Source organism: Vibrio sp. T3Y01 (assembly GCF_013114525.1).
GTDB lineage: Bacteria > Pseudomonadota > Gammaproteobacteria > Enterobacterales > Vibrionaceae > Vibrio > Vibrio chagasii_B.
This window is the reverse complement of sequence record NZ_VTXJ01000005.1, coordinates 214,576-238,878: the sequence shown is the minus strand read 5'-3', so window position 1 is coordinate 238,878 and position 24,303 is coordinate 214,576. Positions and strand designations below refer to the sequence as shown.

The following is a 24,303-nucleotide window of genomic DNA, read 5'->3' as shown; positions in this document are numbered from 1 at the left end:
TCGTACTCCTTACGAACACTCTGACTAGATTAAGTTTAGAACGCTAACTCGCCTCTCGCTAAAAAACAGATCACACTTCTTAACTCAAACGGGTAATTACAGCGCCCAAATTGGTGTTAGACCAACGACAGCGGCTAACAACATCAGCAATGACACCGTAAGTTGGACCTTCTCTGGCGTTTTAACAAACAGTAGGTGCCAACACCACACCACGATTGAAGAGATAAGCAGCGCAAAGCTAAACAGCAATGCTGAGATAACAGGCTCTAACTGAGCTTCAGAAAGCGAGTAAACGTTCACAACTGTCGCTAGTACCACCAGCATTCCAGTCAATACACCGACAACAGGCAGCACACGGTGAAACGCTTGTAAGCGCGTTCTTGCAATGGTCAGTAATAGATGAGCAAACGCCGCACCCAATAAAACCACCAACAATAATGTCGTGATAATACCTACAACGGTTGGTTGCTCAAATGCTTGGATAGCAACGTAAGACAACGCTAAACCACACGCCAGATACATCACCCAAATCGGGCCCGAATCACGTGTTTTCTTAGTCTGAACTTGAGAATAGAAATAAAAGATTGCGAACACGACGAGAAACGCCTCAATTTTCACTGAAGCCACGGCTAACCAAAGTACGCCAATCGCAGGTAACATTTTGTGGATACGACCACGTTGCCCTGGGCAAATATCTCCCTTCACCAGAATCAGGGTTAAGATCAGTTGAGCTCCTAATAACATTGGAGCAAATTGCAGTAATAATGTTTCGACCATTGTGGATCTACTTATCTAGACTTATTTTCGCCGAATAATATCAAAAACTGCTGTGAACACTAATCAAAATCACAAATTAGCGACGTTATTCAAGCCTTCAACTATGCTGTTGTTTGGCTCTTTTGTCGTTTTTATCTGCAAAATGGCGAAAGACACCAGAACTAACAGGGGCATGTTCTACTGGCTAGTCAGGGCGCATGCCGCTATAATTCCCGCCTCAAAAATCAGAGGTCGAAATATGTACAGCGATATCACTCCTATTCACGAACACAAAAAATACTGGGCCGAGTGCTACGGAACTGCACCCTTTTTGCCTACCAGTAGAAAGGAGATGGATGCTCTTGGATGGGATAGCTGTGACATTATTATTGTAACTGGTGACGCTTATGTTGATCACCCGAGCTTTGGTATGGCTATCATCGGCCGTCTTCTTGAAGCTCAAGGCTTCCGAGTGGGCATCATCGCTCAACCGAAGTGGGACAATAAAGGTGCCTTCATGAAGCTAGGTAAACCAAACCTATTCTTCGGCATCACTGCGGGTAACATGGACTCCATGATCAACCGCTATACCTCTGATCGCAAATTACGTCACGATGATGCATACACGCCAAATAACGAAGGTGGTAAGCGTCCTGATCGTGCAACTCTGGTTTACTCTCAGCGTTGTCGTGAAGCTTATAAAGGCACACCAATCGTATTGGGTGGTATCGAAGCGAGCTTGCGTCGTGTAGCTCACTACGACTACTGGTCGGATAAAGTTCGTCGCTCTGTACTGTTTGATGCAAAAGCGGACATCCTGCTATTTGGTAACGCAGAACGTGCACTAGTAGAAGTGGCACACCGCCTTGCTGATGGTGAAGAGATCTCTAACCTCACCAATATTCGTGGTACGGCAATCAACCTGCCTGCTGCACCTGAAGGTTACAAGATCATCGACTCTTCTCGTATCGAAAAGCCAAATAAAGCTTACGTACCAGTAAACCCGTACGAAGTGGAAACGCAATGCGATACCAAAAAAGATGAAGAACCAAAGGCGCAACCAATTACGATTCGCCCTTCTCGTCACGATGCGAAAACAACCGCGGTTCGTATACCTGCGTTCGAAAAGCTTAACAACGACCGTATTCTTTACGCTCACGCAAGCCGTATCTTACACCTAGAGACAAACCCGTACTCAGGCCGTGCTCTGATTCAACGTCACGGTGACCGCGAGCTTTGGGTTAACCAAGCACCAATCCCTCTAGCAACAGAAGAGATGGATTACGTGTTTGGCCTTGCTTATAAGCGTGTACCTCACCCGATGTACGGCAAAGCAAAGATTCCAGCCTACGAGATGATCAAAACCTCGGTAAACATCATGCGTGGCTGTTTTGGTGGTTGTTCTTTCTGTTCAATCACAGAACATGAAGGTCGTATCATCCAGAACCGTTCAAAAGAATCTATCTTGGATGAGATCGAAGACATCAAAGATAAAGTACCTGGCTTTACTGGTACCATTTCTGACTTGGGCGGCCCTACGGCGAACATGTACCGTTTAGGTTGTTCAGACCCGAAAGCAGAAGTGAACTGTCGCCGTCCATCGTGTGTGTTCCCGAAAATCTGTGAGAAGCTAAACACAGACCACAAACACACCATCGACCTGTACCGTTCAGCGAGAAAAGTACCAGGCGTTAAGAAGATCATGATCGCTTCCGGTGTTCGTTACGACTTAGCGATTGAATCACCAGAATACGTGCGTGAGCTTGTAACGCACCACGTAGGTGGCTATTTGAAGATTGCTCCAGAGCATACTGAGAAAGGCCCTCTGGATCTGATGATGAAGCCGGGTATGGGCACTTACGATCGTTTCAAAGAGATGTTCGAGAAGTACAGCGCTGAAGCCGGTAAGAAACAGTACCTAATTCCTTACTTCATCTCAGCTCACCCGGGCACAGAAGATGAAGACATGCTTAACCTGGCGTTGTGGCTGAAAAAGCACAAGTATGAATGTGACCAAGTACAGAACTTCTACCCATCGCCAATGTGTAACGCAACGTCGATGTACTACTCAGAGACAAACCCTCTGAAACGCGTTAAATACAAAAAACGTGAAGATATCCCTGTGCCAAAAGGTGACCGTCAACGTCGTCTGCATAAAGCACTGCTTCGCTACCACGATCCAGAGAACTGGAAACTGATCCGTGAAGCGCTGATCGAAATGGGTAAAAAACACCTAATCGGTGATAAACCAGGTTGCTTGGTTCCTGAGGATGACTTTGATGCCCAAACACCAGCGCAGCGTCGCAAGTCTGGTCGTCACGGTTCACAACGTTTTGCTACTAAACACAGCAAATCTCAACCGGGTTTAGGCGGTGAGAAGCCACGTAACCACTCTAAACTTGGTGGCAATAAGCCAAAACCAGGGGGTAAGAAACCTACTGGTAACAGCAATGGTGGCCAAGGTAACGGTGGCGGTAATGGGAACTCTCGTAAACCAGCAACTGGCTTCATCAAGAAAGGTCCTGGTGGTCAATCACAAGGCACTGGCAGCGGAAACGGCAAACCAAACCGCAATAAAGGCGGTAACGGTCAAAGTGGAAAGCCGGCTGGTAACGGAAAGAATCGTCAACGAGCTGCACAACGCTAGTATGTAAACAGATACCATTAGCGAACATAAAAACACAAAGCGCAGCTGTTTAGCTGCGCTTTTTGTATCTTTCGTTGGGAAATCTAAAGCGACGTGACTTTTGAGAAAGCCTAGCGGGCGAAAACCCAATACTGACTGAACAAATAGTTCGTCACCATTCCTACTAAAATCCCCACCGCCATTGCAATAAATACAGCCCCTGTGAATTGAGGTAGTAGTTGCGTCACCAGCTTAAAACACAGCAAATTAGGTATTGCCGATATCGATGCTGACAGCATGAACTTTTGCCATTGAATCAACTTATCTGACCAACCGCCCTGCCCTTTGAACTCAAACGTCAGCACACGATTGCCCGACCAAGTTGTCGTGGCGGCAGCAATGAAGGCACCTATCCTTGCACTCATCAAAGGCAACCCGGCAAGGTAGTGCAGCAAGGAGAACACTGTGCAATCAACAACAAACCCACCAACACCAACCACAGCGAACCGAATTATCTTATGGTGGGATTGTAAACTCTGGCTGTACACCCGAAGCTTATCTTTGCAAACGCGTAAGCTTGCGTTAAGGCTGACCATAGCTTCCAATTTGAATGTGACTCAACGATTGATTGGGTTTGATGTTCTGGCTATGACAGGTGAACAAAGCTCGCTTTATTTTGACGGTCGGCTCCAAAATACAGGTCAGCGCGTTCTCTTTGATCTTGGTTTCTACTTCCGATTTCTTCCCTATCAAGTAGAACTTGTCGATACCATCTAGCTGTTCAATATCGAGCAATTTCTTTGCCTGCCCATGGCTGTAAAACTGCCCCGAGAATGGTCGTTTACCCACGTAAAAACTTGGCGATGAATCTGTTATTTGTTCGAAGATGATACGGTCACTTTTTTCATTTGCTTTACCTAAGTTCAGGTAAACCATCGCGATCATCAACAGCACAGGTAAAACAAGCGCAACGCTAGAGAACCACTTCTTGTCTTTTTCCACCACTAACATCGCGACCAGTAAACCAAGCGCTGGGATCCCCGGGAGCACATACGCAGGAAGAATGTTACCTGCCATGGTAAATAGAATCAGAGGTGAAATTAACCAACATACAAGAAATGAAAACAGCCCACGATTCTCAATGTTGATTTGAGCGATTTTCTTACGGCGAACGAACGCCAATATCGGTAAAACAATCGACCAAGGCGCAGCGGCTTGAATCCAGAATACCCAAATCATGCCTCGTGTCTGGTCGTGTGCAGAGCCATAAAGATCCCCTTCCCAACCACTCACAACAAAACGCTTAAAATGCTCGCCAACAATAAAGTAGTCAATAAAGCCCGGTGTCGCCATTTCTGCCATGATGTACCAAGGCAAGGCTATCGCCAGCATCACACCCAATCCAGACAACAGTGGGAAGCGTTGCCATAACACTTTGAAAGCACCAAAGAAGCCATGTTGTAACACTAACCAAGGAAAAACTGCGATACCCATAATGACAACGGCCACAGGGCCTTTTGCAAGTAAACCTAATGCCAAGCCAATGAAACCGATATATCCCCAATTTCTATTGGTCTTGTCACTGCCTTCTCCCTGCCAACACAAATAAAACCCTAGCATCGCAATCGTCATAGATAAAGTTAGCGCCATATCCGTCATTACAGCACCGGCAGCAATCGAGAAAATGCCACAGGTCGCCAATACCACTGCCGCAACCAGCGCACTTTGTCCGGTACGCTTTGCCATATACGCGACCAATAAAATTGTCGCGAAACCTGCCAACCAATGTGGAGCACGGACAGCGAACTCGCTTAATCCAAAAAGCTCAATGCCAATCGCACTCATCCAAGTAAACATCGGAGGCTTACCCCAGAAAGGGATTCCGTAATCGAACTGAGGAGTTAACCAATTGCCGGTTTCCACCATTAGGCGTGCCATTTCTCCATAGCGAGCCTCAGTGGTATCCATCAACGGATACGTCGCCAAAGACAAGAGCCTCAGAACCAGTGCAAAAGCCAGTAAATACCATAGATGTGTTCTATTCAGGCTCATGCCGATTCCTCTAATTTAAAATGTGTTTTTAACGCAGGCGTATCGACCACAGATTGGATCAGATACAAAGGACGATTCTTGGTTTCAATAAAGATACGACCTATGTATTCCCCCATTAAACCGATACTCAGAAGTTGAATGCCGCCGAGGGCAAGTTGAACCACCATCATGGATGGGTATCCTGTGATTGGCTCACCAAACATCATAGTTTTAAAGACAATAACCATCCCGTAGATAAACGCACTCAGTGCGACCAAGCCACCGACTGCCGTAGCAATACGCAATGGTCGGATAGAGAATGACGTGATGCCATCCATCGCCAACCCGATCAGCTTAAGGTAATTCCACTTCGTCTCCCCACAGAAACGCGCATCACGATTAAATTGAATGGTCGCTTGGTGAAAACCCGGCCATGAAAAAATGCCTTTCATGTAGCGGTTACGTTCTGGAAGTTGGTTAATATGGTCGACAACTTCACGGCTCAGCAGTCGGAAGTCACCGACATTCTCAGGAACATCAATCTTCGCCGCTGCATTCATCACTTTATAAAAGCTGGCCGCTGAAAACTTCTTAAACCAGGTTTCACCGTCACGCTGGCTGCGCTGCATATTGACCACGTCATAGCCTTCACGCCATTTAGCAATCATTTGAGGAATTAACTCAGGTGGGTCTTGTAAGTCTGCATCTAATAAGATCACCGCTTGTCCGCGACAATGCTCTAAGCCTGCACTCATCGCCGACTCTTTACCAAAATTGCGGCTCAGTCCGATAACAGAAATAGAACTGTTGATAGAAGTAAATGAGCTCACCACGTCTAAGCTGTTATCTTTACTGCCATCATCGACATAAACAATCTCACTGGTAATCGGCAGGCTATCTAACACCTTGGTTAAGCGCGAATGAAACTCTTCCAACACCTCTTGTTCGTTATAAAAAGGCACAATGATAGACAGCAAAACCGCTGGGTGGATCTGCGAGAGGGATTCTTTAGGTCGGCTAATATGAAGTTCAGACATAATACGTTCTTCTATTTATTAATCTGAGATCAATTTACGCGCTCATAAGTGAAAGTTATGTTGTTGACATATTTTTCACGCTCACCCAGGATAATGTTAGTGTCTATTTCTGTATGAGAATCAAAATGAAACGAGTTCTATTGGTCGAAGATAACCGTGAAATTGCAGGTGTCTTATTTGATTATTTTGAGTGTATTGGCATGGAACTCGATTATGCCGACAATGGTGAGCTTGGCCTGCAACTCGCGATGGATAACTCTTTTGATATCATTATTTTAGATCTGATGTTGCCACGAATGGATGGACTGACAGTTTGCAACAAACTACGAGATCAAGGCAACGCAACGCCGATCCTGATGCTGACTGCACTCGATAGCCGCGAAGATATGCTGAAAGGCTTTGACCACGGTGCAGATGACTATCTCACCAAGCCCTTTGACTTAGATATTCTCGAAGCAAGGATGAATGCGCTGGTTCGCCGTTACCGCGGAAAAGTCGCCTCCTCTAAGCTTCAATTTGACGAGCTCACCATCGACCAGAAAACCCGCAAAGCTTACCGTCAAGACAAGCTACTTGCACTCAACCCAACCACCTATACCATTCTTGAAATGCTGTGCCAGAATGCACCTGAAGTGGTAACGCGTGAAGACATCTCGTACAAGCTATGGGAAGAAGACGAACCGAACAACGATGTGCTACGTAGTCACATCTACCAACTGCGTAATCAACTCGATAAGCCCTTTGATACCCAGATGCTAATTACGGTTCCTAAGGTTGGATTCCGCCTGGAGTCTTACAATTGATTCTCAATGTTCTCACTAGTACAAAAACCCTAACAGGCCGCTTAGCGCTTTTCTTTGGCTTAATGGCGGTGATTGTGACGGCATTTGTCTATGTGGTCTTTATATCTGCACTGTTTTTGTCTGAAGACAGCGTCGGCGAAAGGCGAATCCTGATTGACCGCAACTACGCCATCAGTCAGTTTCAAGCTGGGGAGAATGGTGAATTAAGAATAGATGAACTGACCACCGCCTATAATGACCCAACTCTCATACCGGAAGAGTACTCTAAATTTATAAAAGGCAGAGAAAACTTCCTTGGCGAAGTGGGTCAAGAACCAAACTCGCGCATGGTCTATGTTGGTGAGTACACACACCAAGGAAAAACCTACCCTATTATTCTACTGTCTGAAATAGACCTTATCGAACTGGACCAAACAGAATCAGTGTACGCAACAATGTTTATACTCACGTTGCTCTCTATCCTAATTTTTTGCTTTGGTTCAATACTTTATCGATTATCCAAACGGCTTATTGAACCATTTAACTCTCTCTCTGCACAGCTTGAGTCGAACAAACTCAACCTCAACGAAGAATTTGGAGTAAGTGACGATGCTGCGATTGAATTCCGTCAACTGACCGATCAACTCAATCAATATCGTCGAGAAATCAACTCACTAATCAAGCGAGAACAAGCCTTTGCACGCTACGCAAGCCATGAATTGAGAACACCATTAACGGTTGCACGTGGTGCTAATAAGCTATTGCTTCGTAGTGATACGACCGAGTTTCAATCTCGTCAGGTTGAGCGTATTGATGACGCCATCGTGCAGATGTCGGAGATGGTCGATGCCTTGCTTGGCCTCGTGAGATATGAAAGAAACAGTGACGACGCACCACTGCGCTTATTTAGCCAACAAGAACTAGAAGCTATTGTGTCAAAAAGCACTTCACAGGCCTCTGACAAAGAGGTCGAGATATCATTAACCGTTGAGTCTGAGCCGACCATTCAAGCCACCAGCGCTATCATGAACATGCTGATTGGTAACCTACTAAGGAATGCTATTGCTGCGACCAATAGTGGTACTGTGACAATTACTTTGTCTCAAAACGGCATCACGATTGAAGACCAAGGCGAAGGCTTACAAGATCAATACAATCCTAACGGCCACGGTTTAGGGCTACTGATTGTTGATGACCTGTGTCAACGCTATCATTGGGACTTCAAACTGTTCAACCGAACTTGCGGTGGATGCACAGCTCAAATCACCTTTTAGAGCGATCAATATCGAGTCAAAACTTGATGTAGTTGGTTTACAGAGCCAATAACCTGCTAGATACTCGTAAGTCCAATTTGATTTTAAAATGCTGGCTTTTTAGTCAGCATTTTTACTAAGCGCGATGAAACTAAATAATAGCCCTGTAACTCAACATCAATACAACGACCACACCTTTTTCTTAAAGCGTGATGACCAGCTGCACTCCCACTTTTGTGGCAATAAAGCCCGCAAGTTCATGAAGCTGCTAGAAGACGATCATCCGGACATCACCACCCTAATCAGCTACGGCTCAGCGCAAGCGAACTCTCTGTTCTCACTCGCGGCATTGGCAAAGATTAAAGGTTGGACGCTGGAGTTTTACGTCGACCACCTACCTCAATGGTTACAAGAACGCCCAATCGGTAATTACCGTGGTGCTATTGACCTAGGCGCTAAAGTCATTTCAGTTAAGGAAACTGGCTCAGAACTTCATCCACAACAGTATATTGATCAAGTGAGACAACCAGACTCACAGTGCATCGTGTTACCTGAGGGTGGTCGCTCTCAGCTTTCCGAATATGGCGTAAAGCAACTGGCAATGGAAATACTGAGCTGGACGCGCTTTGAAAACCAATACGATTTTGTTGTGGCCCTACCCGCAGGAACTGGCAGCACTGCACTTTATCTTCATAAGCACCTAAAGTTACACAATATTCCGGTGCTCACTTGCGCTTGTGTTGGTGGAAGTGACTACCTCACTCAACAATTCAATGAGCTTGGCGAAAGCGAACATCCGCAGATATTGCCTCTCCCGAAAAAGCATCACTTTGGTAAACTGTATCAACAGGACTATCAGACATGGCTAGATCTGCAGGAGCAAACCGACATTGAGTTTGACCTGCTTTACGATCCATTGATGTGGCATTGTTTAGATCAATGGCAGGCAGATAATCCGACTAAAACCATTATCTATATTCATCAAGGTGGCATCTTAGGAAACGAGTCGATGTTACCACGCTACCAACGAAAGTATCCTGATATCAGAACAAGTCTTTCTAGCAGCGATAACAGCACAGCCCCTACTTGGTAATGGTTCAAACCTCTTAAACCTGTTATTCGAACAATCACAGTGACGACTACTGTGATTGTATCTTCCGCATAAGTTTCTTCCGTTTAAGACAGCTATCCTCCCTGCTTTACCCATCAAAGCCAAACTGACAATCTGGCGAGAATCATAACGTTATCTATACTTTCCATTGGATTGCCACTCGTCACCTGAAGGATTAATGTATGCGAGCACTTACTACACTAGGTCTGTTTTCGGTTTTGCTTCCTTTTGCAGCACACTCTGGAGAAAACGTCATCTACCAGGTGGATGGCATGGATTATGAAGGTTACTGGAGCGAAGCCAGCGATCAAGCCCCTCTAGTACTTTTAATACACGATTGGGATGGCTTGACCGACTACGAGAAAAAGCGTTCTGAGATGCTCAACGAACTCGGTTACAACGTGTTTGCTATCGACCTGTTTGGCAAAGACATTCGCCCAACAGAAGTGAAAGATAAAAAGCAACACACGGGCGAGTTGTATAAAGACCGGGAAAAAATGCGCGCACTACTTAATGCAGGCGCAATGGAAGCGCAAAGGCTTGGCGGTAACTTAGATAACAATGTGATGATGGGTTATTGTTTTGGTGGTGCTGCCGTCCTGGAAGCCGCGAGAGCAGGGATTCCATCCAAAGCTTATGTCACCTTCCACGGTGGTTTATCTACACCAAAAGGACAAGACTACTCACAAACCAAAGCACCTGTTGTCGTGTTCCATGGAACGGCAGATGCCATGATCTCAATGCAGGATTTTGGTAGCCTTGCTACTCAACTCGAATCGACCAAAGTCCCACATGAAATGATCACTTATAGTGGAGCACCACACGCCTTCACAGTATTCGGGTCTAACAACTATCATCATGAAGCTGACCAAAAATCCTGGGATCGCTTTGCTCAATTATTAAGTTCGGTTTCTCGTTAACTTTCAATCTAGGTAACAGGTCAACGGCAGCCTGTTACCTAATTCGTACTAATTATTAGCGAGTATTTCTTTAAATTTGGTGTTCGTCACTCAAAAAGAAAGCGCTTTCTTGTAGTCTATCACTATTATCAATTAAGTACTCTGAATCAGATATGCTTTTTTACTGTGAGTAAATTATGAAATATTTAGCAATACTACCAGCGGTATTCGCACTAAGCGCCTGCTCAACAGTGACAGAGTCACCGGTTAGCTATCACAAAACATCTCCGGGGCTAGAGTCGCTACGAAACAACGAAAACTGCTGCGAAACCCTGAGTAACATTCAATATCAAAGCATTACGAACCCAGAAGAAATATCTGTTTCGATCACCACAGCAAGCCCTAAAATCGAGTTCAAATCTGGCCGATCCTTTGCTGGAGGGCTAAAGCTTCCTACAACACTAGATGCTATTCGTTTTTCAGTGACTTCAAATGCTAATTATTCAGCATTTGTTCCGTCACTTTTGGTCTTAGACAAAAATTATCAGCCGCTAGATGTCATTGGCAATGAAAGTATTAAGTACCAGCCACTTAGCCTGCTTGATGGTGCTCGATATGGCGCACAAATAGAACTGCAAGAACGTTACTTAAACGGCGAGACTCCTGCTTACTTGGTCGTATTCACAACCAGCGAAGCACTCGCAGAAACAACTCCTGTCGAAAAACCAAGTGATATGGCGATACGTTCTGGCGATATTCAGGCAAACATAGCTCATAACACGGACTACGCCATCCCCCATTCAGCAATCGGGAAAGTCTCCTTTGATTTTAAATTCACAGCGGTAACCACCGTTGTTGAAGAACAAAACCGTCAAAAGCGAGTCCAACAAATTATTCCAGAATCAACCGTAGCCCAATCAGATTTATTAACGGAAAATACACTGAATAAGAAAGAGGTTTATCAAACTCTTATAGAAAACTCGGTTTCATCTGGAGATTTTAGTGCAGCACTGACTTACGTTGAAGAATCTGAGCGATTAGGAATCGAAGGGATGCGAAACTCCTTTGTTGACGCGATGAAGCAATATCAAAAAGCACAATAACTCAGCCGCAAAGTAGTCGTTTATTTTCTCTCACTTTACCTCTTTTTTGAGCAACGAGAGTTAAATAAACGACTGTTATCCCTCAGCCCTATTCAGGCATAAACGAAAACTCTAATTGCTCTAATTCTAAGCCTAATTTGATGAATTCAATATCCAAAGAATAAAAGCCTTTATCAAGCTTAACGGAAAGCCCCTCAACTGAAACTGTCTCGCCATTAGTACCATTCACTGATAGAGACATCGCGTACACGTTATTGAGACTTAAACTACACGCAGATTGAGCCAAAGTGCCGCTATCGTAGTTAACAATACCTGCACATCGATACACACCAGCCTGTTTAACTTCCAAAACAATGCTACGATTTTCTCTGATATTAAGTGGTAATACTATTGCATGTTGCTCTGCCGTCAGAGAGCAAAAGTCTCCATCAGTTTTCCTCTGTTGTTTATTAAGATTTTGGGTCGCCTCAAAGCTCTTAACTGGATCAAAAGCGACTAATGGGCGACCCATTGCTGGAGAGTCCAAAATAAAACGACAAATATTCATCGCGCTTCGTTGCAACTCCCCTAAGCTCAACGTTCCGTTATCAAGCGCCTGTAACGTATCGTCATTCGACACGTTATTTTCCGCACCATCATGCTCAACAACCATATACAGATCATTTTGAGAGCGAAGCATAAAGGATGTGTAACTTCGACTTTCAGAACCACCTTTGATTGGGTCATTCATTTTTGCCCACCAATCCGTTATCACTATCCCTTTATAACCCCACTCCCCACGAAGAATCGTAGTATTGAGGTCGTAATTGGATGCAGCCCAGTGACCATTAATAGGATTGTAGGAGGTCATAACACTCGAAGCTCCTCCTTGTTTTACCGCTATCTCAAAAGGCTTCAGGTGAATCTCACGAAGCGCTCTCTGTGATACAACACTATCAACATCAAACCGTGACGTTTCTTGATCATTCGCCACCAAATGCTTGATTGTGCCACACACTCCTGCAGCTTTAAGACCAAGAGTTTGAGATGCAGCTATTACCCCTGAGAGAAATGGATCTTCTGAGAAATACTCAAAATTTCGACCATTCAAAGGGTGGCGGTGGATGTTAATCCCAGGACCAAGCAACGTATCAATATGATTGGCTTGCATCTCTTTCCCCACTAAATGAAATAGTTTCTCATTCAGCTCCGGGTTCCATGTACAGCCTAATAATGTACCAATTGGGACTTGAGATGCTTTATGTCCGCTGTCCATTCGGATACCAGACGGACCATCTGCAGCCGCAACGACAGGGATGCCTAAATCAAACAAGCTCGGCGAAACACCACCAAAAGCAGCAGCTGTACCAGGCGTCACCTTAGGACTGCACATACCTTCACCGCGAACAATTGCCGCTAACTGCTTTACGGTCATTTGCGAGATGAATTCGTCAATGTCCGCTCGCCCCTGCTTAACATCCAGTAAACGGATTCCCTTATCTTCACTAAGAGGAATAGAACTTGGAAGCTCACTCAGAATACGTTTACTCAAATCTATAGTTCGTAGCGGCACCGATTCGTAATCGTAACTGTAAACACCATTTTTCCCGTTGCCTTTGGGGATCAATCTCTTAAATCCGGTGACAGGAGCAAGTGCTTCCGTTAATTGCTCAACAACCAACAGCTCTTCTATTTTAACGCTCTCACTAACAAGCTTTGCTTGGCGAACACTTCCTCCTAGATAAAAGTGATATTCTCCAGCTTCAAGTACGTAACTATTTGGCTGTCCCGTTTTACCGCAGTCATCAAATGACGCGAAGGAAGAAAGCGGACATGAAATTGTCAAACACACCGTTTCTTTCGGGTCCAAGGTCGGTGTTTTCACAAACCCGATCAGTGCTCGTGTTGGCTTACCAAGATGACCTTGAGGCGCTTCAACATATAATTGAACAACATCCTTGCCACTGTATTTCTCACCTATGTTTTTAACTTCAATATCAAATACCAGCTCTTGTTCAGAGCCAGAACCAAGAATCATTAGCGCATTTAATTGATTGGAAAAGCGGGTGTAGGACAGCCCAAAACCAAACTCAAATTGAACAGCTTTAGGATTGAAAGTTTCAAAATACCGATACCCGACATAGATATCTTCTTGGTACAGATTACGTTCTTTATTTCCGAAGCTAGCGCTGGAAGGGTAATCAGATAAAGAGTGCGCAATAGTGTCGGTCAAACGTCCACTCGGACTAACATCACCTGATAAAACATCAGCTAAAGCATGCCCACCTTCCATGCCTGCAGCCCAGCTATACAAAATCGCCTTGATCGACCTTGCATCTTTGAGTGAGCTTACCCATGACATATCAATAATGTTGGTCACGTTCAGTATCACAATGACGTCATCAAAATGTTCCGTCACTTTCTCCAACATTTGCATTTCGAGCGCGGTTAAATTGTAACTGCCTTGCTGCTGTGCATTATCTTGATCCTCACCCGCTGTTCGACCGATAAAAATAATGGCTTTGTTAGATTTGGCGGCGGCATCCATCACAACAGAAGCTGAAAGAGGCATTTCATCTTGAAACCAAGGTTCAGCTGCCCAACCACCGCCGCCGTCATTGAAAGGGTTGTCCTTGACCCAACGTTGGTATACCTCCACCAAACTGAGATTAAGATTGATGTTTGGATTCTCATACAAGCCCTGTAATGCATTAACTGAATAAGGGACATTCACCGCTCCACCAGATCCTGTGCCACTTCGGTAGGTATCAATCTGACAGCGACCAAAAAGAGACACCGTATCACTAGCCTGCAATGGCAATATTGAATCACTATTTTTTAGTAGCACAATGCCCTCAGTAGCCGCTTGTCGACTTATGGGTGCAAGTTGCTTCTGTGCTTCGAGAATTTCCACAGTATTCATTTTAAGTCCTACTATTTTTTTACTTAGAGCAAAAATTTGACCTCTCGCTCTAAAAGTTAATATTGTCTTTGTTCAAAAAATAGTAATCTTAACTACGGCGTATAACTACCAAATAAGCGACAAAAATAGGTAAAATAGCGACATGAAAACCAAGTTTAGACTCCAAAGTCATCAGAGATATCCTCAGATAAAATTTGCCTATGTCGATGGTCATCACGATTTCGACTTTGACGTACATAGCCATGACTTTTCTGAACTTTTCTTAGTTGTGAGTGGTAGTGGAAAGCATACGGTAGCTAGCCACACTTACCCTTTAAGTACAGGAGATGTATTTGTTATTAATGGGGATATTGAACATGGATTTTGTGAAGTAAATAAACTGAAGATTGTAAACTTGATGTTTGATACAGCATTGCCTTTTTTTGAGGTCCCTTCAATGCGGCAAATGCCAGGTTATCAAGCGCTTTTCAAGATAGAACCAATTGCTCGACAAGCATCTGAATATCAAGCAAAACTTACGTTATCACTTTCTCAGTTGAAACGAGTCAATGGGCTTCTACAACAAATCAAATCGGAATACGACAACGCAGAACAGGGGTTTGAAATCATATTGACGAGCACAATGCAGCAACTTGCGATAGAACTTGCTCGGCGATATCAAGAACAGACCCATAGCTTACCAAAAACAACCCTGGCATTGAGCCGTGCTCTCGCACATATTGACCATCATTACAAAGAAGTAGGATTAGATACAGAAACCATTGCACAAGCGGCGTATATCAGCAAGCGGCAACTAGAAAGGTTATTCAGGCAGTTTTTAAATACATCCCCAAGCCAATACGTCAAAGACCTTCAAATTCGACACTCAGCAACCTTATTATTAAACGACAACAAAAGCATCCAACACATTGCAGAGTCTTGCGGCTTTTCTGACAGCAACTATTTCTCCAAGTGTTTTAAGGCCCAAAATGGATGCAGCCCTCGCGAATTTAGAAAGAAACATTCTTCCCATAGAGCTGAGTTTTGAATATTAAAAGACTAAATGCACAGGCATAAAAAAACCGCCTCTCTCGAAGCGGTTGATGAGTAGCCTTTGGCAAGGAATTACTGAGATAGACTCAAAACATAAGCGACTCATTGCAATAAAAATGAATCTCTATGTGCTGCTAGGATAGAGCTCAACTATTGCAATAAATAGGATATCGAGAACCTTGCCCGCCCTAAAGGCAAGGCCGTCATACTACTCCCCGGTATGCTCGATATCACTAAAGACCCGAAGGTATAAAATTCTACCACCACATGTCAGCTTGAATACCTACAACAAAGTCGCCCTCTTTACCCGTGCCGTCTTGCATTTCACCATCAAGGTAAGATGCCATGAAGCGAATTTCTGGAGATGGACCGAAGCCAGAGTGCACAACTAGAGTCGGTGCTACTGTTAGCTTGTAATCATAAGAATTCTTTGACTCACCATCACGGTCTTCGTAGTTGTACATATAACCAGCTTCGGTAGCGATAAAAAAGTTTTCTGAAATTGGGAACGTTGGTCGCACCATTGCTGATACCCAGCCGTCTGTGTCACCATTGTCAAAATCGTTGTACTGGGTTTGAAGAGAGTGGAAAATATTCACACCATTTTCAAAAAAGTACCCACCCCATGCTAAAGCACGTAGTGATACATCGTTTTCATCAACAGCCTTCAAACAAGACGTACCACAACCCGTGCCTGTCGTTAACCAACTTTGATAGTCGCTACCAGGCTTGTACGTGTTGTAAGTCGTAAGAGTACCGCCTAAAAGATTACCCGAACCTAAGCCTTTACCAGCCTGCGCGATGTATTTTGTAAAACCTTTATCTGACAACCCAAAGACAGACTCAGTGTGAACAATTGCCGTCATTTCATAGCCATTCTCAGCGAATGCTTCTGGGCCATTACCAAAACCTAAATCGACCATATTGCCTGGCATATACTTAGCCATAGCGTGAAGCTCAACACTGCCAAAGTTCACGCCAGCATGAAGTGCATGCATGATGTTGTTGCTGTCACCCCAGAAACTTGTATCGCCAGAGTCATCGCTTGCAATATAAGCAAAGTCCCACTTATTACCACCTAGCTCAACACCTTCAATACCAACACCAGTACCTGACATATCCGTGTAGAAAAAGTCGGTCATAAAGATGTAATTATCTTTACCATAAAAGCGCTTACCACCCCATACAACACCGGTTTCAGATACACCCTCAAACTCGACAAAAGTTTCTGCCATACCAATTTCGCTGTTGGTTGCATCGGCATTGGCACCAAGTTGGTTGGTTGCATATTCCGCATTGTTGGCTGCTGCTCGTGTTTTGATTCGAATTTTCTGACCACCGTCATTCTCAAAATTTTTCTGCAGTGCAACTTCAAAGTGGCTATCCGACTCAACACCCAATCGACCTAAACGCTCTTTAGATGCTGGGAACTTTGCTCGTTTAAAATCATCATTTTCACTGAATAGAACACCAGCACGGAAATAACCGTGAAATTCAAATCCATCCGATTTTTCGGCATGTACAGCAGGTGCAGTAGACAAGCCAGCTGTAGCGACTAAACAAGCAAGGGTAAGCTTAGAAAGTTTCATAATAACTCCATGTTCCAAATTATACTTTCACAAAGAAAGCGCTTTCTTTATTTTTCTTAAAAAAACCAATCGAACAGATTTAAAGAAGATCAAATCTAAGCCCACATTCACTATGCACTCTTAACCTTATTGGCTTTAACCGCTCAGTTGGTATGGAAAGAGTATAAATCGATCTCGTGAATATAAACCGTGATCAACCCCACCAAAGAAAGCGCTTTCTTATGCGTAAGTCACAAAAATAGAGATGTTAAGTATTTTGTTCGAACAATCATGGAACCAAGTAAAATGTCACTGTTCACATATTAAAGACGAATTGCTCCGTTCAATCACTCAGAACCAGTTTCGAAATACACCGTCGGTTGTCTTCCTCAAATAATCGTCGAAATAAAAAAGGGAACATACATTGTATGTTCCCTTTATATTCAGACTTTTATTCAAGCCCTTTTGTTAACAGGCTTACTTTTCAAATCGAATATTATCTAGTTTAAAACTCATTTCTCCTTGAGGCTCAAACACTAAAAGGTTAGTGATCATTGTTGGATCAGCTTGATTCCCAGCAGAAAAACGGTTGTCTCTCTTTAAAATGTCAGCGATTGGAATACGTACCGTCTTCCATTCATTCATTGCTGATAGCGGCACGGTATAGTCACTTGTTTTCGGCCAGCCACTGTCCATCTTAACCAATAGTTCAACCCCGTCGGCCATACTCTCAACTTTCAAATCAAAGACCAGTTCACCCGTTTCTTGCCAATGTGTCACATTTGTTACAGGAGAACGAAAATAGATATTTCCTGAACCTTCTTTCTTATTCACTTGTAGCACTGTTCCACGATCTGGTTCGGTCACCTCTTGATAGTCAACAATATCCAATGGGTCATAACTTGCATAAGCCAAGCTTGCGTTAAGAGTTTCGGTAAAAATTTCCAACGTTGGTCCATCAGCATAACTATCATCGGTTGCTAAGATCTCTGGAGCTTCGTGCCCTATCACTTGTATTGCATGTTCAGAGCGACTTGCACACCCTTTTCCTTTCCAACGATCAACCTTACAACGGTATACTTTTACTGAATCAACTAGCATTGTTTTCGGAAACAAACCTTCGTCGATGCCTTTATCATTTGCGTTCGCTGACCACGCCCCACCGACAGCCAAGTTCAATAACAAATGAAACTTTTCATCAAACGGAGCTGCTCCACTCGCATTAATGAGTTTCCCTTCTTCTGCTTCATATTGGCTGTACCAGCCCTCTTGAGTTTGAGTCGCGTAATGAATATTGTCGACATACCAACGAATTTCACCTTCTTCCCACTCAATCGCGTATGTATGGAAGCCATCAGTTGGGTTCACACCATTTGGCAATATCGCGGCCTGCCCTTTATAAACATTGTCTGGCCAATTTCGTCCGTAATGTAACGTCCCATAGACTCGGCTCTCTAGATCATCATTTTTCGCTCCCGCCGCATCTGAAAGTGTGTTTAGGTTAACCGCTTCCATAATATCGATTTCACCAGAAGCTGCCCATGTGCCGTATTTATTGTCGGTTGGCAGCATCCAAATTGCGGGCCATGAACCTTGTCCACCAGGTAACTTTGCTCTGATTTCATAACGGCCATATTTGGTGTCACGCTTGTCTTTTGTACTTAGCCTCGCAGAAGTATAAGGGAGTGTTTTAGTTGCTCCGCCAATCGCACCTTCGGCATTGTCAGGCCCAGTATGACTTTGCTTCAGCGCGACAATGTGTAAAAAGCCATCTTTAACAAATGCGTTATTAGGATCATCCGTGTAGCACTGTTGTTCATTGTTCCCTCCTCCCCAACAGTTCACTTCTAATGACCAATTACGTTTATTTATTTGCTCGCCTTTAAACTGGTCTTCCCACACCAATTGCCAGTCTGGACTTAAAGTAACTGGAGCATGGGATAGCACTATCGGTTTTTCAGTTTGAGCTAAGTCAGCACTTTCGGATACCGGCAGCTCTATCGCCGTGCAGCCAGACATCAAAGCGGCAGAAATAAAAGACGTTAATATCTTTACCTGATTGGTTAGATCTTGCATTACAACTCCTTGTATCACGACTTTCTAAGCAGGCGACACGTAGTATCGGAGCCCATAACAGAAAGTCGATAAATGAATAACTCCGCGAGCATGGACCCAATATGCCATGCACGACCGTTTCAAAATGAGTATATAAAAGTGCATAGTTCAAAAAAGAGACAATGCTCACCTTAAGAAAGCGCTTTCTTGTTAAGTTTCACATTTTGCTAAAATTCGTTGTGGTTCGTGTAGATTCTCAAGAATTTTTGTGACCTGATTATCTGAATAACATCCTAGAATCCCTTTATTCTCAGGCTTCTATTTTTTATAGCTTACAACGAAGCTCAGAAAAACAGATTCACTTTTATCACAACACAAAGAAAGCGCTTGCTTGATATTTGAACGAGTATATGGAAATATTCGTGACCTTACTTTGTATGCTTAACCTTCAAATTTAGCGTTAAGCAGTTCAGAGTTTTTAAATATTAATCATTGGATTGCTAGGCTCTTATTGATCACGAAGGTAATATAGCTTAGTTCACTCCTTGTAGAGATAAGGCCACTACCATTGATCACCATTAAAGAAGTATCTGAACTTGCTCAAGTTTCTCAATCAACTGTCTCACGAGCATTAAATGGTCACCCTACGGTAAAGGAAGCCAATCGCGAAAAAGTATTCAAAGCTATTGAGCAACTGGGCTACAAGCCTAATGCGTTTGCACAAGCTCTAGCCTCCAGTCGTTCAAATAGCATTGGCATGCTAGTTGGTTCGCTTGATGGGCCTTTCTATGGACCATTAATGCATACAGCCGAAGATACCGTTCGCCAAAATAATATTCACTTAATCGTTACAAGTGGCCAGGAATCACGAACCAAAGAGCTCGATTCTATCCAGTTTTTGCAATCTAAACTTGTGGATGGCCTCATTGTTCACTCAGACAAGCTCAGTGATGACGAACTGATCAAAATAGCGAAAGACAGTGAAACAATGATTGTTCTCAACCGTTTTATTCCTGAGATTTCTGATCGCTGTATTTACATTGATAATGAGCTTGGTGGCTACCTTGCAACGAAGCACTTACTTGAGAACGGCCATAAAAAAGTCGCTTGTATCACAGGCCAGTTGAGTAAAGTTGATAGTAGAGATCGCTTTCAAGGGTATCGAAATGCCTTGTTAGAGTTCGGTATCGAATACGACGCAGGGCTGTTTGTAGAGGGACGCTTTGATCATCAAGGCAACCACGAAGCTGCGCGACGCTTGTTAGACCGAGACCCTGAGATCACCGCGATTTTCTGTCAAAATGACAATATCGCGCTTGCTGTATATGACGTAGCAGCAGAGCGAAACCTCATTATTGGGCGAGACCTTTCAGTCGTAGGCTTCGATAACGATACTCATAGCCAGCATATTCGTCCTCGCTTATCGACGGTCGACTTTCCAGTTCATGAGATGGGAGAAGAAGCTGCAAAAGGTGTTTTATCGTTAATTAATAAACGCGACTACCCATTGAAGCACAAACTAACCCCGACATTGATTGTAAGAGAGTCCGTGGCTAAGCTTTGATTTTTGTATATCAAGCACCCCATTTTTTACACTTAAAAGAAAGGCTCTAAGTATTCACTTAGAGCCTTTTTATTTCACTTTAAATTAGAATTAGAGTAACTGGTGCTTTGACAACACGACAACGACCTTCTCAATAAGACCACTACGAGAAAAGAGCTGTGAAGCCATTTCATGGTTTAGCGTTAACGATGCAAATGCCTCACTTGTTCCGTCTTTAAACTGAACTTCAATACCCTGTGTTGGCTCATCATTGAGTTGGTAAATAAACGGTACCTGACAGTAAGTAAAAGCCAGTTGCCCAGCCTGAACAATAAAGCTCTGCATTTGTCCTTCAATATTTTGGCAGTCAAAAGTCGCCGCTTTTTGTAAGAACTCTTTAGGACTAAGAAGTGAAGGGTTAATTACAATTGTGCCATCAACGACCTCTAGACCTAGCTCTCCAAAACGGGTAATCACTTCTTCCTTAACTTGCCCTGTCATCCCTGGCTGCTGTGCTCCAGAGTGCTTTGGCGTATGAGAATACGGATCCGTCGGAAACGCACCGTAGTTTTCCGGCGTTTTGTTGAAACCAATACCAGCTCTCACTTTGTAATAGTAATCCGCTAATTTAAGAGTTTCCTGGCTATTAGAGTCCATACTCCAAGCATGCTGATAGTTTTCTTGCACAGCTAGCAGCAACTTAGAAACCATATGCCAATAGATACAACCTAAACCTTCATAACCAAACATGGTTCCCGAACGCCCAGTAAAGGCTTTATGGTTGAATACACGCTCATACAAACTAGATACATGACAAAATTCATCATCACTAATTGACGGGTAATCGGCTTTAATTTCATCAATCGCAGCCTGAAGGAAACCTTTGTTTTCAAAGCTTGAATTGAAGTGGTAAGAACCTTTGCTGTCTTGGTTTACTAATCGGTTATCTTTGGCAACAACCATCATGCTTAACAATTTGCTCTGGTCAATGTCTTTAGCGTCTAAACAGTTTTTGTCCATAAAAGAAGCCAGCTCACGGTCAGGGTAAAGCATGAAGCTATTTTGATCAGCACGATACATGTCACTGGCAAACAATTTATCCAACAACTCAACCGCTTGTTTAGATGATAATAGACCCGAGCTCAATACTGCAACTTGCCCTTCTAGCATAGGGTAAAGCTCTTCAACCATTAAGCTCTCACCAGAACAACTCAAGATGTTATACGCATTGTACAAACCGTCTTCACGCAAGTTGTTTGCAATCGTAGAATCTAGGACTTTTAAGCTCGCACCCATCAATTGAACAATCGCTTCTTTCTCAACTTTGGTTTTCCCTGAGAATCCATTGACTCGGTAAACACGCTCACGATAGTTAGCAGCAGATTTAGCCAGCTTAGTCAGCATTGCTTTACGAGTTTGACGAGTTACCGTATCTTGACGAATCTCTGTATTTGCCTCTGAAACAATCTGTGTAACAGAAGACATCCACTCAAACACTTCTTTGGAAATACTGTATGAAGATGGTGACTTCTCTAACAGGCGCTGCATAAAGGCAACATAGCGGCGCATGTAGTACAAGGTTACCATTGACAGACCGTTGCCAACGATAGCGTTGTTTGCATCATTCCATTCTGGACGTTGTGTATTCAGCCAAATACCACCATCAAGCACTAAGTTACTCAATTTTGCCAACAAAGGTACGAGTATCTTCTCCATTAAGTTGACCATATAAACTTCTTGGTCACCCGTCATCAACAAGCGACCGTCACTGCCTAAGCTCTTGACACGTTGCTCTGTCAATTCCTGCAGGTCTTGGTTGAACTCTACGGTATCTTTAGGGTTGTCAAAGAGACCTTGAACTCCACAAAGCTCGTAAGGCACATTGGCATAACTAAAAATGTCACTTTCTAGTAATTCGATAAGGTCGCTTTGCTCAAATTTGTCTGCCAACTCAAGGAATTTTAATAGATAGATGATTTGATGATCGCCCCAGTAACCAATGTTACTCCAAGGGTCATCCGCCTCTAAGAGTTCCCAATCTACACCATCTTTAGTAATTCGATACGGATTGTAACCATCCACCGTTGAAGCATTAACAAACTTAGAGATGAATGATTTGATGAACCCTGGATAACTAAGAGCCATCGCTTCCCAGTTTTGGAAAATATCACGCCAGTTGCCTTGATAAGAAAGTAAGCGTTCGCCATTTTCATCTTTGAGCTTAATCTCATAGTGGTTCCAAGGGCGGCTAGGATCACCATGACGACGTCCAAAAGTAAGCGGTAGATACTCGTAGCTCAATCGAACTAATTGAGAATCTCCTGTCGCTTTAGCGTGCGAAACTAATTCGGAATGGCTGAAAACATCCCCTAACTGATCAAAAAAGTCTTGATGGCGGCCTGCTACCTGAGAGTTGGCCTTTTCCATAGTTTTAACTACATCAGCCTTTTCTAACATATAGCCGTTTTCAAAAACGCCACCACGCATGTTATTGAACAACACATTGGCATAATGGTGAACGCTGGTATTTTCTTCGGCTGTTATTTGCCACGCATCCGCGCCAGACATTAATGTGATTAATTCATTTTGATTATCTGCAATGCTCTTTTCTAAAGATAGTGCTAGGTTAGCAGGAACAGAGAGCTCAGATTGAAGCTGACAGATATCGGAATGAGTCTTGTCTATATCTGCGACAATCGACCAAACTTTGGTTTGATGTGCTCGCAGCGTCAGAGACTTATGAACTAAATAACTTCCTCTAATCCCTTTCGTTAAAGGTTCACTCTTAACCGCTCGACCTTTTCTGAACGCATTAACTTGAGCACTCGTCAATAAAATTTGGCTGCTTTCCGTTTCTAAGCTGAAGACTGTCGTCGCTAGCAAAGATTCAGCAGGGTCGGCTCTATCACTCAATTTCGCATACATGCTGAACAGAGCCAATGAACTACCATCAACTTGTTCATTCCACTTGTACGCATCAACTAATGCACTTCTTGTTTGAAGAGCTGATAACGGAGCACCTGAAGGAAGTATATTTTGTAACCCATCTAGTGCTTCGACTTTACGCTCGAGGCTCGCTAGATTGGTCAGTTTTGAACGACGAATAAATCCGTATTTTTCACTCGTATTCCAGCTGTATTGGAACTGTAGTTGCAAAGTATGGTTTATCTCTTCAAATACGATTTTGTCTCCAATCGTATTTTTGTAAAGATTGCGTTCAACATCAAAAATACCATCATGGTATGTATTAAACGGTTCCCAAAGTACCACCTTATCACCATGTTCAATACGGAAGATGGATTTTGACCCAGTGTTTTCCGCATTTTCATGAATATGGTCAACAGACTTGTAAGGAAAAAGCGCATTTTCCGGACGAATGCGTCCAGCTGAAAGGCTGCCTGTTGATGAAATAAATAACCAGTGATCGCTCGACGATACAACGCTAATAAAGAAAGGCGTCATTTGGTCAACATTAGAGATTTGGTAGTAACGCTCACCATCTAAATCAACGAACTTGCCATCGACCTCTGGTGTTAAGTTGTAGTCTTGTTTCATATCAAAATTCCAAAAATTCTTACACTTAAGTTTTGAAAGCGCTTTCTTTT

16 protein-coding genes are annotated in these 24,303 nt (G+C 43.5%); 8 read left to right on the top strand and 8 right to left on the bottom strand.

Going from position 1 to position 24,303, the window contains the following annotated elements:
* Positions 1-96: 96 nt before the first annotated feature.
* A complete protein-coding gene (locus F0232_RS07895; protein WP_061032823.1) occupies positions 97-777 on the bottom strand; it encodes a hypothetical protein in 681 nt (226 codons plus the stop codon).
* Between the two features lie 238 nt (positions 778-1,015).
* Between F0232_RS07895 and F0232_RS07890 the strand changes: the two genes are divergently transcribed.
* Entirely contained in the window at positions 1,016-3,403 is a 2,388-nt protein-coding gene (locus F0232_RS07890; protein ID WP_171750737.1) for a YgiQ family radical SAM protein, read from the top strand.
* A gap of 110 nt (positions 3,404-3,513) precedes the next feature.
* On the opposite strand, the gene F0232_RS07885 is transcribed toward F0232_RS07890, so the two are convergent.
* Genes F0232_RS07885 through F0232_RS07875 form a run of 3 tightly spaced genes read right to left on the bottom strand, consistent with a single transcriptional unit; the run spans position 3,514 to position 6,450 of the window.
* Positions 3,514-3,978 carry a GtrA family protein gene (locus F0232_RS07885; RefSeq protein WP_105057357.1) on the bottom strand — a complete coding sequence of 155 codons (465 nt, stop codon included), beginning with the start codon at positions 3,976-3,978 and terminating at the stop codon, positions 3,514-3,516.
* Positions 3,965-5,434 (bottom strand): glycosyltransferase family 39 protein, encoded by a 1,470-nt coding sequence (locus F0232_RS07880; protein WP_105057358.1) that lies wholly within the window; start codon positions 5,432-5,434, stop codon positions 3,965-3,967. The genes F0232_RS07885 and F0232_RS07880 overlap by 14 nt, the downstream gene beginning before the upstream one ends.
* Positions 5,431-6,450 (bottom strand): glycosyltransferase family 2 protein, encoded by a 1,020-nt coding sequence (locus F0232_RS07875; protein WP_105057359.1) that lies wholly within the window; start codon positions 6,448-6,450, stop codon positions 5,431-5,433. Before F0232_RS07875 ends, F0232_RS07880 begins: the two co-directional genes overlap by 4 nt.
* Positions 6,451-6,575: 125 nt before the next feature.
* Between F0232_RS07875 and F0232_RS07870 the strand changes: the two genes are divergently transcribed.
* The 5 genes from F0232_RS07870 (at position 6,576) to F0232_RS07850 (ending at position 11,598) form a co-directional block, all read left to right on the top strand.
* Positions 6,576-7,253 carry a response regulator transcription factor gene (locus tag F0232_RS07870; RefSeq protein ID WP_004741618.1) on the top strand — a complete coding sequence of 226 codons (678 nt, stop codon included), beginning with the start codon at positions 6,576-6,578 and terminating at the stop codon, positions 7,251-7,253.
* Entirely contained in the window at positions 7,250-8,506 is a 1,257-nt protein-coding gene (locus F0232_RS07865; RefSeq protein ID WP_105057360.1) for a HAMP domain-containing sensor histidine kinase, read from the top strand. Before F0232_RS07870 ends, F0232_RS07865 begins: the two co-directional genes overlap by 4 nt.
* Before the next feature lie 124 nt (positions 8,507-8,630).
* Positions 8,631-9,578 carry a 1-aminocyclopropane-1-carboxylate deaminase/D-cysteine desulfhydrase gene (locus F0232_RS07860; protein ID WP_105057361.1) on the top strand — a complete coding sequence of 316 codons (948 nt, stop codon included), beginning with the start codon at positions 8,631-8,633 and terminating at the stop codon, positions 9,576-9,578.
* 200 nt (positions 9,579-9,778) lie between these two features.
* A complete protein-coding gene (locus tag F0232_RS07855) occupies positions 9,779-10,516 on the top strand; it encodes a dienelactone hydrolase family protein (protein ID WP_061032830.1) in 738 nt (245 codons plus the stop codon).
* A gap of 176 nt (positions 10,517-10,692) precedes the next feature.
* The gene (locus tag F0232_RS07850; RefSeq protein WP_061032831.1) at positions 10,693-11,598 is read left to right on the top strand and encodes a MalM family protein; all 906 of its coding nucleotides are present in this window, start codon (positions 10,693-10,695) and stop codon (positions 11,596-11,598) included.
* An 88-nt stretch (positions 11,599-11,686) separates the two neighbouring features.
* On the opposite strand, the gene F0232_RS07845 is transcribed toward F0232_RS07850, so the two are convergent.
* A complete protein-coding gene (locus F0232_RS07845) occupies positions 11,687-14,500 on the bottom strand; it encodes a glycoside hydrolase family 3 C-terminal domain-containing protein (RefSeq protein ID WP_105057362.1) in 2,814 nt (937 codons plus the stop codon).
* Between the two features lie 142 nt (positions 14,501-14,642).
* Here F0232_RS07845 and F0232_RS07840 point away from each other — a divergent pair, with 142 nt between their 5' ends.
* Positions 14,643-15,527, top strand: a complete 885-nt coding sequence (locus F0232_RS07840) for a helix-turn-helix domain-containing protein (protein WP_105057363.1) — start codon at positions 14,643-14,645, stop codon at positions 15,525-15,527.
* 262 nt (positions 15,528-15,789) lie between these two features.
* Here F0232_RS07840 and F0232_RS07835 read toward each other — a convergent pair whose 3' ends face one another.
* Both F0232_RS07835 and F0232_RS07830 read right to left on the bottom strand, forming a co-directional pair.
* Positions 15,790-17,121: a carbohydrate porin gene (locus tag F0232_RS07835; protein ID WP_105057364.1), complete on the bottom strand. Its 1,332-nt coding sequence runs from the start codon at positions 17,119-17,121 to the stop codon at positions 15,790-15,792.
* Between the two features lie 456 nt (positions 17,122-17,577).
* Positions 17,578-19,176: a glycoside hydrolase family 16 protein gene (locus tag F0232_RS07830; RefSeq protein WP_105057365.1), complete on the bottom strand. Its 1,599-nt coding sequence runs from the start codon at positions 19,174-19,176 to the stop codon at positions 17,578-17,580.
* Positions 19,177-19,723: 547 nt separating this feature from the next.
* Here F0232_RS07830 and F0232_RS07825 point away from each other — a divergent pair.
* A complete protein-coding gene (locus F0232_RS07825; protein ID WP_019821076.1) occupies positions 19,724-20,719 on the top strand; it encodes a LacI family DNA-binding transcriptional regulator in 996 nt (331 codons plus the stop codon).
* 90 nt (positions 20,720-20,809) lie between these two features.
* On the opposite strand, the gene F0232_RS07820 is transcribed toward F0232_RS07825, so the two are convergent.
* Entirely contained in the window at positions 20,810-24,253 is a 3,444-nt protein-coding gene (locus F0232_RS07820) for a hypothetical protein (protein WP_105057366.1), read from the bottom strand.
* Positions 24,254-24,303 lie beyond the last annotated feature (50 nt).